Raw genomic sequence first — 15,619 nt, forward strand, 5'->3', positions numbered from 1 at the left:
TCCGTGCACGCATGAAGACCGCGCACGCCCTCGCCCTGCTGCTGGGCCTGGCCGCCCTGCCCGCCACCGCGCAGGACCTGCTGATCCGCAACGCGACGGTGCACACCGCCAGCGCGCGCGGCAGCCTGTCCAACGCCGATGTACTGGTGCGCGGCGGGGTCATCCAGTCGGTCGGCAGCGGCCTTTCCGCACCGGCCGGCGTGGCGGTGGTGGAGGCCGATGGCCGTCCGCTGACGCCCGCGCTGTTCGGTGGCATCACCGAAATCGGCATCGAGGAAGTGTCCGGCGAAGAGAGCACGGTGGACAGCACGCTGACCCTCGGTGAGCAGCCGTTGCGGCCGGAGTTCGACGTCACCCTGGCCTACAACCCGGCCTCGATCCTGGTGCCGGTCGCTCGCGTGGAAGGCATCGGCTTCACCGCGCTGGGCGCGCACACCGGCGGCGGCTTCATCGCCGGGCAGGGCGGCGTGGTGCGGCTGGATGGCAGTGCCGATCCGATCGGGCCGCGCACCCTGTACCTGCGCCTGGGATCGGCGGCAGCGGAGCTGACCGGCAAGTCACGCGCGGCGCAGTGGATGCTGCTGCAGCAGGTCATCGACGAGGCCCGTGGCCGCGTCGGCAGTGATTCACCGCATGCCCTGCTCACCCCCGCCGGCCGGCGCACGCTGGCCGACTACCTGGCCGGCAAGGGCCGCATCATCATCGAAGTGGACCGTGCCTCGGACATCCGCCAGCTGTTGCGCTGGTCGGCACGCGAGAAGGTGAAGATCGCCATCGCCGGCGGCGCCGAGGCCTGGCAGCTGGCACCCGAACTGGCCCAGGCCCGCGTTCCGGTCTTCGTCGATGCGCTGGGCAATCTGCCGACCACCTTCGACCAGATCGGCGCGACCCTGGAAAATGCCGCCCGGCTGCGCAGGGCCGGGGTGGAGGTAAGCTTTACCCAGGCCGGCGATGCCTCGCACAACGCGCGCAAGGTCCGCCAGCTGGCCGGCAATGCCGTAGCGCATGGGCTGCCGTGGGCCGATGGGCTGGCCGGCCTGACCCGGGTCCCCGCCCAGGCGCTGGGCGTGGGCGACCGCATCGGCAGCATCGAACCGGGCAAGCTGGCCGACCTGGTGCTGTGGGAAGGCGATCCGCTGGACGTAGCGCACTATGCCGAGCAGGTGTGGCTGGGCGGGCGCGCGATGCCGATGCGTTCGCGCCAGACCGAACTGCGCGACCGTTACCTGCCGCGCACCGCGCAGCCCTGACTGACCTGCCCCTGCCCCAAGGAGACGACGCGATGGCGCTGCGCTGGTATTTCGATTTCGTCTCCCCTTACGCCTATCTGCACTGGCAGAAGCTGAAGGCCCTGCCGCAGTTCGCGCGCATCCAGCCGGTCCCGATCGCGCTCGGGGCCGTGCTGCACCATCTTGGCAACCTGGGCCCTGCGGAGATCCCGGCCAAGCGGCGTTTCATCTACCGCCAGCTGGCCTGGACCGCTGCGCAGGAGGGCGTCGGCCTGCGCTTCCCCCCGGCGCATCCGTTCAATCCGCTGCCCGCCCTGCGGCTGTGCATCGCTGCCGGGTCCGGTGCGGTGGCGGTGGATGCCATCTTCGACTGGATCTGGCTGCAGGGCCGCGCCGCCGATGACGTGGGCACGCTGGGGGCGCTGGCCGCCCAGCTCGGCGTGGACGATCCGGCCACTGCGGTCAGCGCGCTCGACGTCAAGGAAACCCTGCGCCGCAATACCGAGGCGGCCATCGCGGCGGGTGTCTTCGGGGTACCGACCCTGTCCATCGACGGGGAGTTGTTCTGGGGCAATGATGCGCATCCGTTGATGGCCGCCGTGCTCGACGATCCGCTGCTGCTGGAGCAGCCGGCGTGGCAAGCGCTGCTGGCCCTGCCGGTCGCGGTGCACCGCAGCCGCTGAGCAGCGGGACGCCGATGGCACGCGCGAAATTCCCGAAAGTGCGATACGTTTCACGCTTATGAAGCGGAACACGCGCCTGGAGGGGGCCTGCGAATGCGCATCGGAATCGTCGTTGACTCGGCCTGCGACCTGCCGCAGGACTTCATCACCCGGCACAACATCGTCCTGTTGCCGATCACGGTGCGGATCGGCGAAGCCATCCTCGCCGACCATCGCGACGAGCAGGCCACGCTGAGCTTCCTGCATGCCCACGTGGCCGAGAACGGCGCCGAGGCGGAGACCATCCCCTTCAGCGTCCAGCAGATCCGCGACCTGTTCCTGCAGCGCCTGGTGATCGACTATGACCACGTGTTCTGCATGACCATCACCAAGACCCGCAGCCCGATCCACGACAACGCGCTGCAGGCCAGCTTCGCCATCCTCAACGACTACAAACCGGTGCGCCAGGCGGCCGGCTTCAACTCGCCGTTCGCGCTGCGGGTGATCGACACCCAGAACCTGTTCGCCGCCCAGGCCGTGACCGCCGTGGAAGCGGTGCGGCTGCGCGACAGCGGCGCCAGCGTGCAGCAGATCCGCGAGCGGCTGGAAGAACTGGCCGGCAACGTGCACGGCTACATGATCACCCGCGACCTGTACTACATGCGCGCCCGCGCCCGCCACAAAGGGGATCGCAGCGTCGGCCTGATCAGCGCTGCGCTGGGCAGTGCACTGGACATCAAGCCGGTGCTGCACGGCTACCGGGGTGAAACCGGCCCGGTGGCCAAGATCAAGGGCTTCGACAATGCCGTGGCCAAGCTGTTCGAGGTGGTCGGCCAGCGCGTACGTGCAGGGCTGATGACCCCGGCGGTCTGCCTGAGCTATGGCGGCGAACTGGACGAACTGCGCGCCCTGCCCGGCTATGATTCGCTGCGCCAGGTCTGCAGCGACCACGGCGTGGTGGTGCTGGAAACGGTGATGAGCCTGACCGGCATGGTCAACGTGGGCAAAGGGGCACTGACGGTCGGTTTCGCCGATGGACCGCACCGGTTCGAATGAGTAGCCTGCGGCGGCCCTGCACGCACCGTGCACCGGCCGCCTGCAACGCTTGCAGCATTGAACGGAGATCCCGATGACCACGTACTACATCAGCCTGCCGGACCCCGCCAAGGCGCGCGGCAGCGACCCCGAACTCGCCTTCACCGCCCACGGCGCCGATGGCTTCGCCGCGCAGCTGCAGGACGCGCTGTCCAGCACCACCCTGTTCGACAAGTGGAAGGCCAAGCAGTCCGATCCGGACGCGGTGCCCGAACAGTGGGGCGTCACCGACCCCGCCGCCAGCGTGACCGGCACCCAGGACGACCTGCAGATCAAGCTTGAAGCCCGCACCACCATCAAGGGCGAGATCCTGAAGGAACGCCTGCGCCTGCTCGCCGGCCCCCACTGGACCCTGCACGACGTCCGCTGAGTCCTAGCGCCGCGCCATGCCCGGCGGCGTCTGCATACGGGGCAGGTGGCCGCCGGGTCAGGAAGGTGCGAAAATCACCCTCCTTTCAGGCCCGCCTCTGGCGCTGGCCGTCCCACCGAGGTTATGTGAAGACCCCCCAAGGCCTGCAGGCGCTGATCGACGACGGCGTGATCGATGAAGTGCTGCGCCCACTCAAGAGTGGCAAGGAAGCCGCTGTGTACGTGGTGCGCAGCGGCGACGATGTACGTTGCGCGAAGGTTTACAAGGACATGGCACAGCGCAGCTTCCAGCAGCGCGTGCAGTACCAGGAAGGCCGCAAGGTCCGTGGCAGCCGCGAAGCCCGCGCCGTGGGCAAGGCCAGCAAGTACGGCCGCAAGCAGCAGGAAACCGCCTGGAAGAATACCGAAGTCGACGCGCTCTACCAGCTGCGCGACGCCGGGGTCCGTGTGCCGGAGCCGCATGGCTACTACCACGGCGTGCTGGTGATGGAACTGGTCACCGATGCGGAAGGGTTCTCCGCCGCGCGGTTGGGCGAAGTGGAGCTGGAGCCGTACCAGGCGCGTGAGTTCCACCAGATCCTGGTCCGCCAGGTCGTGCGCATGCTGTGCTGCGGGCTGATCCACGGCGATCTGTCGCCGTACAACGTGCTGGTCGGGCCCGATGGCCCGGTGGTCATCGATTTCCCGCAGGTGGTCAGCGCCGGTGGCAACAATGCCGCGCGCACGATGCTGCTGCGCGACGTCAACAACCTCACCGCCTACCTGGGCCGCTTCGCCCCGGAGCTGCTGGACAGCTGGTACGGCGAAGAGATGTGGGCCCTGTTCGAGGCCGGCGACCTGCTGCCGGATTCGCCGCTGACCGGCACCTTCGTCCACGATGAAACCACCATCGACCTGGACAGCGTCCGCCACGCCATCAACGATGCGCGCGAAGAAGCGCTGATCCGCCAGCAGGGTCGCGAAGCCGCCGAACAGGACGACGACTGATCAGCGAGGTCGCGCTGTCCGATGGCGCCGGGCGCGATGCCCGGCGCTACCCGATCACACCGCCTTGGCGTGGTGGGCGATGTGATCGCCGATGAAACTGGCGATGAAGTAGTAGCTGTGGTCATGCCCGGGTTGCAGGCGCAACTGCAGCGGGTGGCCGACGGCTTCGCAGGCGGCCTGCAGGCGCTGCGGCTGCAGTTGTCCGCCGAGGAACTCATCGGCGTCGCCCTGGTCGACCAGCAGCGGCAGGCGCTCGGTTGCCGTGGCCACCAGCTCGGTGGCATCCCACTGCGACCAAGCACTGCGATCGGTGCCCAGGTAGGCACTGAACGCCTTCTCGCCCCACGGCACCTGGCTGGGCGCCACGATCGGTGAGAACGCCGATACGCTGCGATAGCGGCCGGGGTTGCGCAGCGCCAGCACCAACGCGCCGTGACCGCCCATCGAATGACCGCTGATGGCGCGCGCATCGGTGGCCGGGAAATGCGCTTCGATCAACGCCGGCAGCTCGTCGACGATGTAATCGTGCATGCGGTAATGACGCGCCCACGGTTCCTGGGTGGCGTTGAGGTAGAACCCCGCGCCCTTGCCCAGGTCGTAGCCTTCCGCATCGGCCACGTCATCGCCGCGCGGACTGGTGTCCGGCGCGACCAGGATGACCCCGTGCTCGGCAGCGTAGCGCTGCGCACCGGCCTTGGTGATGAAGTTCTGTTCGTTGCAGGTCAGTCCGCTCAGCCAGTACAGCACCGGCAGCTTCTGCGTGGCGGCCTGCGGTGGCAGGTAGACCGCGAATTTCATCTCGCAGTCCAGCACCTCCGAACGGTGCTGGTAGACGTCCTGCCAGCCGCCGAAACAGGCGCGGTGTTCAATGCGTTCCATGGCGTGTCCCATGATCAGAAATGCACGACCGAACGGATCGACTTGCCTTCATGCATCAGGTCGAAGGCTTCGTTGATCTTGTCCAGTTCCATGGTGTGGGTGACGAACGGCGCCAGTTCGATATCGCCCTTCATCGCATCTTCGACCATGCCCGGCAGCTGGCTGCGTCCCTTTACCCCGCCGAAAGCGCTGCCCTTCCAGGTACGGCCGGTGACCAGCTGGAACGGACGGGTGGAGATCTCCTTGCCGGCGCCGGCCACGCCGATCACCACCGACTGGCCCCAGCCGCGGTGCGCACATTCCAGTGCGGCGCGCATCACGTTGACGTTGCCGATGCACTCGAAGCTGTGGTCCACGCCCCAGCCGGTCATGTCCACGACCACCTGCTGGATCGGCGCTTCATGCTCGCTCGGGTTGACGCAGTCCGTGGCACCGAACTCACGCGCCAGCTCGAACTTGGACGGGTTGGTGTCGATGGCGATGATGCGCCCGGCCTTTGCCTGGCGCGCGCCCTGGATCACCGCCAGGCCGATGCCGCCCAACCCGAACACCGCCACGCTGTCGCCTTCCTGCACCTTGGCGGTGTTGTGCACCGCACCGATACCGGTGGTGACGCCGCAGCCGAGCAGGCAGACGTGCTCCGGATTGGCTTCAGGGTTGATCCTGGCCAGCGAGACTTCGGCCACCACGGTGTATTCGCTGAAGGTGGAGCAGCCCATGTAGTGGTAGATCGGCTCGCCGTTGTAGCTGAAGCGGGTGGTGCCATCGGGCATCACGCCCTTGCCCTGGGTGGCGCGCACGGCCACGCACAGGTTGGTTTTGCCACTCTTGCAGAACAGGCATTCACCGCATTCGGCGGTGTACAGCGGGATCACATGGTCGCCCGGCTGCACGCTGGTCACGCCCTCGCCCACTTCCACCACGATCCCGGCACCTTCGTGGCCCAGTACGGCCGGGAACAGGCCTTCCGGGTCATCGCCGGACAGGGTGAACGCATCGGTGTGGCAGACACCGGTGTGGGTGATCCTGACCAGCACCTCGCCCTTCTTCGGCGGGGCGACGTCGATCTCGACGATCTTCAGCGGCTGGCCAGGACCAAAGGCTACGGCGGCGCGGGACTTCATGATGGGATTCTCCAGGGGACGGGCAAGGACAAGGGTAGGCAGGCGCGTGTTGCGCGCGTGTTGACGAGCGCCCGCACGCGGCGGGCACGGTTCATTTCAGGTAGGAGCGGATCAGCGCGCCCATGTCGCGCACGCGCTCGGCACGCTGCTCGTCGGAGGTTGCGGGCTGGCCGAATTCCTCGCGCAGGTGCGCTTCCATGACTTCGGACATCAGTCCGTTCACCGCACCGCGGATGGCCGCGATCTGCTGCAGCACCGGACCGCAGTCGGCACCGGATTCCAACGCGCGGTCCAGCGCATCGCACTGGCCACGGATGCGCCGCACGCGGGCCAGGACCTTCTTCTTTTCTTCAGCGGAGTGCGGCATCGGGCAGCGGCCATGGAACTATACTGGGGGACAGTATATTGATGACTGTCGCGGCGGTCCATCCCTTGTCCAGGCAGGGTCAGCCCTGGCCCGCCGCCAGCTCCCGCACCAGCGCTTCCAGGTGCACGAAGTACTGCGTGATGGGGTTTCCCGGCTCCCCTGCAGCCTCGGCATGCAGCAGGAAGGGATTCATCAGCGAGTGGCGCAGGATGGACAGGCTGGCCACGCTGCCGGGCTCGCCGCCGTCGAGCCCGAGCTGGCGCAGGATGCGCTGCATGTCCCGCCTGCCTACTGCCTGCTCCCGCAGGGAGGTACTGGAGGCGATGAAGGCCGGGCACCGCCCATTGCCCGCCGGATCCGGCCTGAGCCGGTCGTGGAGCCGCTGCACGAACCGGCTGGCGGTTTCGATGCCGTCGTTGCCCTGCGGATTCAAGGCAAGGCACACCAGGTTGCTGTCCGGCTCGCAGGGCACCAGCACGTTGACCACGTCGCGGACGCGTTCGGCGAAGTCCGTCGCCTGGCGTGTGAAAAACTCGGCGGCCAGGAGGGTGCGACGCACCAGCACGCCGAAATGGGCATGGTCCAGCGGCAGCACGCGCTGGCTGACATAGGCCGCCGCAGCCATCGCGCCCGGTCGCGAGCCCTCCGGGGTGAACTGGCCCACGCGCGCGTACTGACCGATGTAGCCGGCCGCGGGATCACCGGCGAACACGTAGTCGGCCTGTTCGGCCAGCAGGGGCATGGCGCGGTTGTCACGGCACACGAAGGCACCTGCACCGCAGGCCAGGTACCCCAGTTTGTGCGGATCCACGGTGGCCGAATCTGCCCGGGCCAGGCCCTCGAACGCACGGTAGACGTAGGGCTGCGGGAAGTCGCGATACTCTGCGCGCAGGTCCTGCAACGAGCGCAGCGCCCCGCTTTCATGGCGGAACACGCTGGCCAGATAACCGCCCCACGCCGCATCGACGTGCACGCCGAAGCCCAGCCCTGCGCGGGTCGAGCGATCACGCGCATCGCAAATCGCCTCCACCGGATCGATGCTGCCGTACTCGGTGCTGCCCAGCACTGCCACGACCATCAGCACCGGTTGCCGCCTCCGCGCGCAGTCGCGCAGCGCTTCGTCCAAGGCCTCGATATCCAGGCGCATGCCCTGGGTGCGCAGCAGCCGCAGTTGCGCCTTCCCCAGGCCGACCAGCTTCATGCCCTTGTTCCAGGAATAGTGAACGGTCGACGAGGCCAGCACCTGCGGAACGCGGAGCGTGGGATGGCGAGCGAAGAACTCGTTCAGGCCCAGCGTTTCGACCTGCTGCTGACTGACCCGGGCCCGCCACCGCTGGCGATCAGCGGGTGCAAGCGCGGCGGTCCACGCCTGCCATTGCTGGAACAGCGCGATGCCGGCTGCGGGATCGCCGTTGAACGCCGCATCGTCGTCCACCGGCAAGGGGATGTCCGGCACCTTGGCAGCGCGCAGCGCCACCGGCCAGGCCTTCAGTGACATGGCCAGGCGCAGCGCCTGGTAGTTGGCGGTGGTGCCACCGGAGGTCAGATGGCCGAAGGCACAGTCCGGCTGCCTGACGTCGTGGGGCCAGCCGAGCATGCGGGCCAATTGCAGGCCGACCTCCATTTCCATGCGCATGGTGACCGCGCCGGAGTCGGTGTTGATGTTGTTGGGGTCGTAAGGCAGCGTCAGCATCTGCGCCAACAGGCCAGGCAACAGCAGGTCCGATGACATGTGGCCGATGTAACGCGGGCTGTGGAAAGGCACTGAATCCTTCAGCGCACTGGACAGTGCACTGAGTTCTTCGACCATGCGCTTCTGCAGCTGACGGTATTTTGGCGACGCAGCAGGCATGTCTCGCACGGGGGTGTCGCCCTGCGGGTGCAGGCTTCGACGCCACTGGACATGTTCGCGGAAGAAGTCGTAGAGCAGCTCCTGGATGACCCCATCGTTGTCCGCGAAGGGACCGAGAAAGCAGGCAGCCATGGGATCCTGCATCGACCGCAGCGCGGGCCTGGCGGGGAGCTCGGCGGCGGCAGCGGGCCACGCCCGGGTAAGTGCGGCGGGATTGAAAGCGTGTGATTGCATGCGGGTGGACACCTTTGCCGTGGCAGAAGAGTGCTGCCGCGGCAACGCAGGCAGTCGGCGCCTGCTTTCCAGCGGGAGCGCGTGCAGCAGCGTGATCCTGCGTTGCGCGGCCGATGGCGATTGCAGGAAATCTGCCCAGCCAGGCATCCGGATTTCCGGCGACGGCCCGCTTGCGGTTGGTACCCGTCATCGGTGTGCGGCAGTGCCCCGCGCGCGCCCGTCATCCCGATGGCCGGCGCGGGGTCGGACCCGGATGCAGGCGGCGTCTTGGCGCCATTCACGTCCCGCGCAGCAGATCCACGAAGGCCCTCAGCGCCGATGTCATCTGCCGCTGTCGCGGGTAATACAGCACGAACCCCGGGAACGGCGGACTCCAGTCCTCCAGCATGCTGACCAGCTGCCCGGAATCCAGCCACGGGCGCGCGGCATCTTCCAACACGTAGGCAATGCCGAGCCCGTCGAGCACGGCGCGCAGGATGGTGGTCTGCTCGCTCAAGGTGATCCTGCCCTGCACGTCGATCTCCAACGTTTCTTCGCCCCGCTCGAATTGCCACTTGTACAGATGGCCACTGGCGAAGCGGAAGCGCACGCACTGGTGCCGCAGCAGGTCGCGCGGGTGTTGCGGGGTCTCATGTTGGGCCAGGTAGGCGGGCGAGGCCACGATCATGCCGCGCAGCGGTGGGCCCAGCGGCACCGCCACCATGTCTTCAGGCACGAACTCGTGCAGGCGCACCCCGGCATCGAATCCTTCGGCGACGATATCCACCAGACCGTCGTTTTCGGTCACCTCGATGCGCACGTCCGGATGCGCGCGCAGGAAATCGGCCAGCCGCGGGCTGAGCTGGGTCGGCACGGCGGCACGGGCCGCGTTGATGCGCAACAACCCCGCCGGCGTGGCGCGGAACTGGTTCATTTCCTCCAGCGCGTCACTCACCTGTCCCAGTGCCGGCTGCAACCGCTCCATCAGCCGCTGGCCGGCCTCGGTCAGCGATACGCTGCGCGTGGTGCGGTGGAACAGGCCGACGCCCAGCCGCTCTTCCAGCGCGCGGATGGCATAGCTCACCGCGGACGTGGACAAGGCCAGTTCGGCACCGGCGCGGCGGAAGCTGCGATGGCGTGCCACGGCGGCAAACGCCGCGAGATGGGTGAGGTTATCCGTCGCCATTGTCCAGTCCGCCTTGATGAATCATCCCGATCAACGGCCTACAAGGCACGCCGCCGTGGGCGTATTGTAAAGCGCCTTTCCATAAACCCTGCCAAGGATCCCCCATGTCCCTCGCCAAAGCCTATGCCGCGCACTCCACTACCGCGCCGCTGGTTCCGTTCACCTTCGAGCGCCGCGCCGTCGCCGCCGGCGACGTCCGCATCGAGATCCTGTACAGCGGCATCTGCCACTCCGACCTGCACCAGGCCCGCGATGACTGGGGCGGCGCCAAGTACCCGATGGTTCCCGGTCACGAGATCATCGGCAAGGTGGTCGAAGTCGGCGCCGAGGTCACCAAGCTGAAGGTCGGCGACTTCGCCGGCGTCGGCTGCATGGTCGATTCCTGCCGCCACTGCGAAGCCTGCAACGCCGATCTGGAACAGTACTGCGCCGAAGGCTCGACCTTCACCTACAACGGCACCGACCGCCATACCGGGGAGCCCACCCAGGGCGGCTATTCCGACCACATCGTGGTCGAGCAGCGCTTCGTGGTGAAGGTGTCCGAGACGCTGGACCTGAAGGCCGCCGCTCCGCTGCTGTGCGCCGGCATCACCACCTATTCGCCGCTGAAGCATTTCAAGGTCGGACCCGGCCAGAAGGTCGGCGTGATCGGTCTGGGCGGCCTGGGCCACATGGGCGTGAAGTTCGCCAAGGCACTGGGCGCGCACGTGGTGATGATCACCACCACCCCGGAAAAGGGCGCCGATGCCACGCGCCTGGGCGCCGATGAGGTGCTGGTCTCGCGTGATCCGGAGCAGATGAAGGCCCACGCGGGCAGCTTCGACTTCCTGCTCAACACCATCCCGGTCGGGCATGACACCAACCCGTACATGGGCCTGCTCAAGCGCGATGCCACGATGTGCCTGGTGGGCGTGCTGACCGAACTCGACCCGCCGCTGACCGGCGTGAGCGTGATCTTCGGCCGCAAGCACCTGACCGGTTCGGCGATCGGCGGCATGGCGGAAACCCAGGAGATGATGGATTTCTGCGCCGAGCACGGCATCGTCAGCGACGTGGAACTGATCAACATCCAGGACGTCAACGAAGCCTGGGAGCGCATGGCGAAGAACGATGTCCGCTACCGCTTCGTGATCGACATGGCCTCGATCAAGGGCTGATCAGTAAACGGGGTCAGGGTCCTTTCGCATAGCGAAAGGACCCTGACCCCTGCCTTTATCTCTTTTCAACGTGGCCGGACGCCCGCCCGGCCGGTAAATGATCAGTACGCGAATTCGCGGAACACGTGGTCCACGTCGCCATTCCAGCGCCCATGGAACAGCGCAAGCTTGCGCTCGGCCGGGGTCAGGCCGGACTCGACGATTTCCTGCAGCACGTCCAGGTAATGGCTTTCGTCCATGCCGTCGCTGTTCAACGCAGCGCGGCGCTTCAGGCCGCCCACGGCGATCCTGACCGCCTCGCGCGAAAGATCCCGCACCGTGCCATTACGGAACGGCAGGTTCATCGCATGCTTCGGCACGCCATCGCGCAGTGCGTGGCGCTCGACCAAGGTGAAATCACGCACCAGGTCCCAGGCCGCATCCAGGGCTTCATCGTCATACAGCAGGCCCACCCAGAACGCCGGCAGCGCGCACAGGCGGCTCCAGGGGCCACCGTCGGCACCGCGCATCTCCAGGTACTTCTTCAACCGCACTTCCGGGAAGGCGGTGGTCATGTGGTCGGCCCAGTCGGTCAGGGTCGGCAACTGGCCCGGCAGCACCGGAAGCCTGCCCGCCATGAAATCGCGGAAGCTCTGGCCGCTGGCATCGTGGTACACGCCGTCGCGGTAAGAGAAGTACATCGGCACATCGAGCAGGTAATCCACGTAGCGCTCGTAACCGAAGCCGTCCTCGAACACGAAATCGAGCATGCCGGTGCGGTCGGCATCGGTGTCGGTCCAGATGTGCGAACGGTAGCTGAGGTAGCCGTTCGGCTTGCCTTCGGTGAACGGCGAATCGGCGAACAGCGCGGTGGCGATCGGTTGCAGCGCCAGCGACACGCGGAACTTCTTCACCATGTCTGCTTCCGACGCGTAATCCAGGTTGACCTGCACCGTGCAGGTGCGGGTCATCATGTCCAGGCCGAGCGACCCGACCTTGGGCATGTAGTTCTTCATGATCTGGTAGCGGCCCTTCGGCATCCACGGCATCTCATCGCGCTTCCACTTCGGCTGGAAACCCATGCCGAGGAAGCCCAGCTGCAACTCACCAGCGACCTGCGCCACTTCATTGAGATGGGTGCCGGTTTCCACGCAGGTGTGGTGGATGGTCTCCACTGCCGCGCCGGACAACTCCAGCTGGCCGGCCGGCTCGAGGGTCACCGAAGCGCCATCGCGCAGCAGGGCGATGGTCCGGCCCTTTTCCTGCACCGCTTCCCAGCCAAACCGCTGCAGGCCCTGCAGCAGCGCTTCGATACCGCGCTCGCCGTCGAAGGTGGGGGCACGCAGGTCGTCCAGCCGGAAGCCGAATTTTTCATGCTCGGTACCGATGCGCCAGGCGGCGCGCGGCTTTTCTCCCGAGGCGATCACCTCCACCAGCTGCGAACGGTCAGTGATGGGCGTCTGCGCGACGTGGCTGGGGCTCGACAAGGGACAGGCTCGCTGAAGGGGTGGCGGATGGAATGGGGTTGTGGCCCCGTCATCACAAGGGCGCACTATAGCGTGAGGCCTGCCCGCGTCACGCCTCCGTGACGGACTTCAGCATCCCACCTGCGGGGGCTTGACCCTCGTACACTGGAGGGATGACGTCCGTCCCGCCCGCCATGGCCGAATCCGACACCGCCAGCGTACTGGCCGACATGGCCAGCCTCGCCCACTGTGCGCGTGCCGAAGGTTATGCCTGCGTCACCGCCCTGCGCGAACACGGCGCACGCTCGGTGGAAATTCCCCAGCCGCAGTTCGCGATCCTGCTGGAAGGCGAAAAGCGTGTACGCACGGCGACCCAGTCGCTGCATTTCGCGCCCGGCGACATCTTCCTGATCAGCCGTCGCTGCCGCATCGATGTGGTCAACCTGCCCGACGCACGTTGCGGACGCTATACCAGCGCCGTGGTGCCGTTCTGCAGCGAGGCGCTGGCCGCCGCTCGCACGTTGTGGAACGAGCCCTTGCCCGCTGCGGGCGAGGCGCTGGCACGCCTGCCGTTGGACGCGCACGGTGCGCTGCTGCGGCGCTGGCGGCAGGCGCTGCAGGATGGCCATTACAGCGAGGCGCGGCTGGCCCTGGCCAGCTTCGCCATCACCCTGGCCCGGCAGGGTCATGGCAGCCTGCTGCTGGCGCCGCAACCGACGCTGTCCGAACAGGTGCGCGACCGCCTGGCCGCAGAGCCGGCGCGCGACTGGCAATCCCACGATGTGGAAGCCGCACTTGCCATCAGCGGGGCCACCCTGCGACGGCGGCTGTCAAGCGAAGGCACCAGCCTGCGCCAGCTGCTGACCGAAGCGCGGCTGGCCCACGCGATGGGCCTGTTGTACACCACCGCGCTGCCGCTGAAAGCGGTCGCCGCGCGGGCGGGCTACCGCTCGCTGCCGAGCTTCAGCAAGCGCTTCGTCGAGCGTTACGGCCTGCACCCGTCGGATATCGGACGGGCCTGAGGTAGCGCCGAAGGCGGCGGCAGGAGCCGCCGCCAACGTCGCTTGCGACGGCCCGCAGGGTGCCGGTCAGGACGACCGGCATAGCGAAGCTTGGCGAGCGCAGCGGCGGGCAGCAGCGTGACGACCTGCGGTTGTCATCCACCGACAGCAGAAGCAGACGGCCAGCGGCCGTCACTACCGGAGATGGATCGGGCGTCATCGAGCGCCATGCGCACCAGTTTGAGCACATCGCACCGCCGCGCCACGCGACGATTGCGTCCAGCGGAATGTCCCGCGCAACCAGGCCGAACCGCCATGTCCCTGCAACGCTCCGCGCTGGCCAGCGCCCTGCTGCTTACCCTGTGGGCCTCGCCTACGGCCGCCCTGGCCGGCACCCTTGCGCCGCCCCGCGCCGAACAGGTCCCCGGCGTCTACGACCAGCGCATCGGCGCCCTCCAGGTCACCGCGCTGTTCGATGGCGTCGTGGCACTGGCCCGCAGGGAGCTGGTCGGGGTCGACCCGGCCATCGTCACCCGCGCCCTGCAGGACCGCTACGTGCCCGAAAGTGCGAAGGGCCTGCAGACGGCAGTGAACGCCTTCCTGATCCGCGAAGGTGACCACCTGACCCTGGTCGACGCGGGCACCGCACAGTGCTTCGGCCCCGGGTTGGGACAGGTGCTGGCCAACCTGCGCGCGGCCGGCGTGGACCCGGCCGACGTCGATGACGTGTTGCTGACCCACGCCCACCCCGACCATCTGTGCGGCATCGTCGATGCGCACGGTGCGATCGCCTATCCCAACGCCACCGTCTGGTTGTCCAGGGCCGACGCGGACTACTGGCTGGATCCTGCCAGCGAAAACACCGCGCCGCAGGGCGTGCGCTTCGCCTTCGCGCTGGCGCGCAGCGCTGCCGCGCCCTACCAGGCCGGCAACCGGCTGCGCACCTTCGCCCCGGGCGACGCACTGCCAGGCCATGCGGTCGCACTGGATACCCACGGCCACACCCCCGGGCACGTCTCGTTCCGTTTCGACAGCCAAGGCCAGTCACTGCTGGTGTGGGGCGACGTGCTGCATTACCACGCGGTGCAGTTCGCCCACCCCGATGCCTCGTTCGAAGCCGACAGCGACCGGCGCGCAGCGATCCACAGCCGCACGGCGATGCTGGCGCAGGCCACGCAGGGAAGATGGTGGGTTGCAGGCGCGCACCTGCCGTTCCCGGGGCTGGGCCACGTGCGCAGCGAAGGTGAGGCGTATGCGTGGGTGCCGGCGGAGTATTCGCCGCTTTGACCGGGTTGGATCGGGAGGGACGGCCGCTGGCCGTCCTTGCTTCAACCTGGATGACGGCCAGCGGCCGTCACTACCCGCACCCGGATCTTTTTCCCTGCGGGGTTCAGAGCCCCAGCCAGCCGCCGATGATGCCGCGTGCTTCGTCCACGCCCAGCCGGCTTTCGCCGGAGAACACCTGCACGCCGACGGTATCGCCGAAAGCTTCGTGCAGCTCTTTCTTGACCTTGTTCAACGAGATCATCTGCTGGCTGCGGCTGAGCTTGTCGGCCTTGGTCAACAGCGCATGCGCCGGCAGGCCGCGCTGCACTGCATAGGACAGCATCTGCCGGTCGTATTCCTTCAGCGGATGACGGATGTCCATCACCACCACCAGGCCGCGCAGGGCCTGCCGGGTGCGGAAGTACTGGTCGATGAAGGCCTGCCAGTGCGCCTGCAGGTCCAGCGGCACTTTGGCGTAGCCGTAGCCGGGCAGATCCACCAGATGGGCTTCCGGGGTGACCCGGAAGAACACCAGCTGCTGGGTCCGACCAGGGGTCTTGGACACACGGGCCAGCGCGTTCTGGCGGGTAAGGGCGTTCAGGGCACTGGACTTGCCGGCGTTGGAGCGGCCGGCAAACGCCACCTCGGCGCCTTCATCAGGCGGCAGCTGCCGCATGTTGTGGGCCGAAACGAAGTAGTGCGCGCGTTCGATGAGAAGAGACATGACGCATAGGATCGCATGTTGCGCCGCCGCGCGCCCGACCATTGTTTGACCGTGCCATGAACC

At 67.5% G+C, this 15,619-nt stretch carries 15 protein-coding genes; 8 read left to right on the plus strand and 7 right to left on the minus strand.

What is annotated here, in order from left to right; all coding sequences use genetic code 11:
• Positions 1-11: 11 nt before the first annotated feature.
• From RTX79_RS11555 to RTX79_RS11575, 5 genes are all read left to right on the plus strand, one after another.
• The gene (locus RTX79_RS11555) at positions 12-1,250 is read left to right on the plus strand and encodes an amidohydrolase family protein (protein WP_312683952.1); all 1,239 of its coding nucleotides are present in this window, start codon (positions 12-14) and stop codon (positions 1,248-1,250) included.
• A 32-nt stretch (positions 1,251-1,282) separates the two neighbouring features.
• A complete protein-coding gene (locus tag RTX79_RS11560; RefSeq protein ID WP_312683841.1) occupies positions 1,283-1,912 on the plus strand; it encodes a 2-hydroxychromene-2-carboxylate isomerase in 630 nt (209 codons plus the stop codon).
• 93 nt (positions 1,913-2,005) lie between these two features.
• Positions 2,006-2,947, plus strand: a complete 942-nt coding sequence (locus RTX79_RS11565; RefSeq protein ID WP_312683842.1) for a DegV family protein — start codon at positions 2,006-2,008, stop codon at positions 2,945-2,947.
• A gap of 73 nt (positions 2,948-3,020) precedes the next feature.
• Positions 3,021-3,356, plus strand: coding sequence for a hypothetical protein (locus RTX79_RS11570; RefSeq protein WP_057508424.1), 336 nt, complete (start codon positions 3,021-3,023; stop codon positions 3,354-3,356).
• Positions 3,357-3,481: 125 nt separating this feature from the next.
• A complete protein-coding gene (locus tag RTX79_RS11575; RefSeq protein ID WP_312683843.1) occupies positions 3,482-4,342 on the plus strand; it encodes a PA4780 family RIO1-like protein kinase in 861 nt (286 codons plus the stop codon).
• A 54-nt stretch (positions 4,343-4,396) separates the two neighbouring features.
• Here RTX79_RS11575 and fghA read toward each other — a convergent pair whose 3' ends face one another.
• From fghA to RTX79_RS11600, 5 genes are all read right to left on the minus strand, one after another.
• Positions 4,397-5,221, minus strand: coding sequence for an S-formylglutathione hydrolase (fghA, locus tag RTX79_RS11580; RefSeq protein ID WP_312683844.1), 825 nt, complete (start codon positions 5,219-5,221; stop codon positions 4,397-4,399).
• A gap of 14 nt (positions 5,222-5,235) precedes the next feature.
• Positions 5,236-6,345 carry an S-(hydroxymethyl)glutathione dehydrogenase/class III alcohol dehydrogenase gene (locus RTX79_RS11585; protein WP_057508427.1) on the minus strand — a complete coding sequence of 370 codons (1,110 nt, stop codon included), beginning with the start codon at positions 6,343-6,345 and terminating at the stop codon, positions 5,236-5,238.
• 91 nt (positions 6,346-6,436) lie between these two features.
• On the minus strand, positions 6,437-6,712 hold the full coding sequence (locus RTX79_RS11590) for a metal/formaldehyde-sensitive transcriptional repressor (protein ID WP_312683845.1): 276 nt from the start codon (positions 6,710-6,712) through the stop codon (positions 6,437-6,439).
• Between the two features lie 79 nt (positions 6,713-6,791).
• Entirely contained in the window at positions 6,792-8,696 is a 1,905-nt protein-coding gene (locus RTX79_RS11595; protein WP_312683846.1) for a pyridoxal phosphate-dependent decarboxylase family protein, read from the minus strand.
• A 379-nt stretch (positions 8,697-9,075) separates the two neighbouring features.
• Complete coding sequence (locus RTX79_RS11600) at positions 9,076-9,963, minus strand: LysR family transcriptional regulator (protein WP_312683847.1); 888 nt, start codon at positions 9,961-9,963, stop codon at positions 9,076-9,078.
• Between the two features lie 104 nt (positions 9,964-10,067).
• Here RTX79_RS11600 and RTX79_RS11605 point away from each other — a divergent pair, with 104 nt between their 5' ends.
• Positions 10,068-11,120, plus strand: a complete 1,053-nt coding sequence (locus RTX79_RS11605; RefSeq protein ID WP_312683849.1) for an NAD(P)-dependent alcohol dehydrogenase — start codon at positions 10,068-10,070, stop codon at positions 11,118-11,120.
• A gap of 101 nt (positions 11,121-11,221) precedes the next feature.
• Here the strand turns inward: RTX79_RS11605 and RTX79_RS11610 are convergent, their stop codons facing one another.
• Positions 11,222-12,586, minus strand: coding sequence for a glutamate--cysteine ligase (locus RTX79_RS11610; protein WP_057508431.1), 1,365 nt, complete (start codon positions 12,584-12,586; stop codon positions 11,222-11,224).
• A gap of 152 nt (positions 12,587-12,738) precedes the next feature.
• On the opposite strand from RTX79_RS11610, the gene RTX79_RS11615 reads away from it, so the two are divergent.
• Together RTX79_RS11615 and RTX79_RS11620 are read left to right on the plus strand one after the other, a co-directional pair.
• Positions 12,739-13,587, plus strand: coding sequence for a helix-turn-helix transcriptional regulator (locus tag RTX79_RS11615; protein WP_312683851.1), 849 nt, complete (start codon positions 12,739-12,741; stop codon positions 13,585-13,587).
• A gap of 294 nt (positions 13,588-13,881) precedes the next feature.
• On the plus strand, positions 13,882-14,853 hold the full coding sequence (locus RTX79_RS11620) for an MBL fold metallo-hydrolase (protein ID WP_312683852.1): 972 nt from the start codon (positions 13,882-13,884) through the stop codon (positions 14,851-14,853).
• Between the two features lie 103 nt (positions 14,854-14,956).
• Here the strand turns inward: RTX79_RS11620 and yihA are convergent, their stop codons facing one another.
• Positions 14,957-15,556, minus strand: a complete 600-nt coding sequence (gene yihA / locus RTX79_RS11625; RefSeq protein ID WP_042614138.1) for a ribosome biogenesis GTP-binding protein YihA/YsxC — start codon at positions 15,554-15,556, stop codon at positions 14,957-14,959.
• Positions 15,557-15,619: the final 63 nt, after the last annotated feature.

It is taken from the genome of Stenotrophomonas chelatiphaga (assembly GCF_032054965.1).
In the GTDB taxonomy this organism is placed as follows: Bacteria; Pseudomonadota; Gammaproteobacteria; order Xanthomonadales; family Xanthomonadaceae; genus Stenotrophomonas; species Stenotrophomonas chelatiphaga.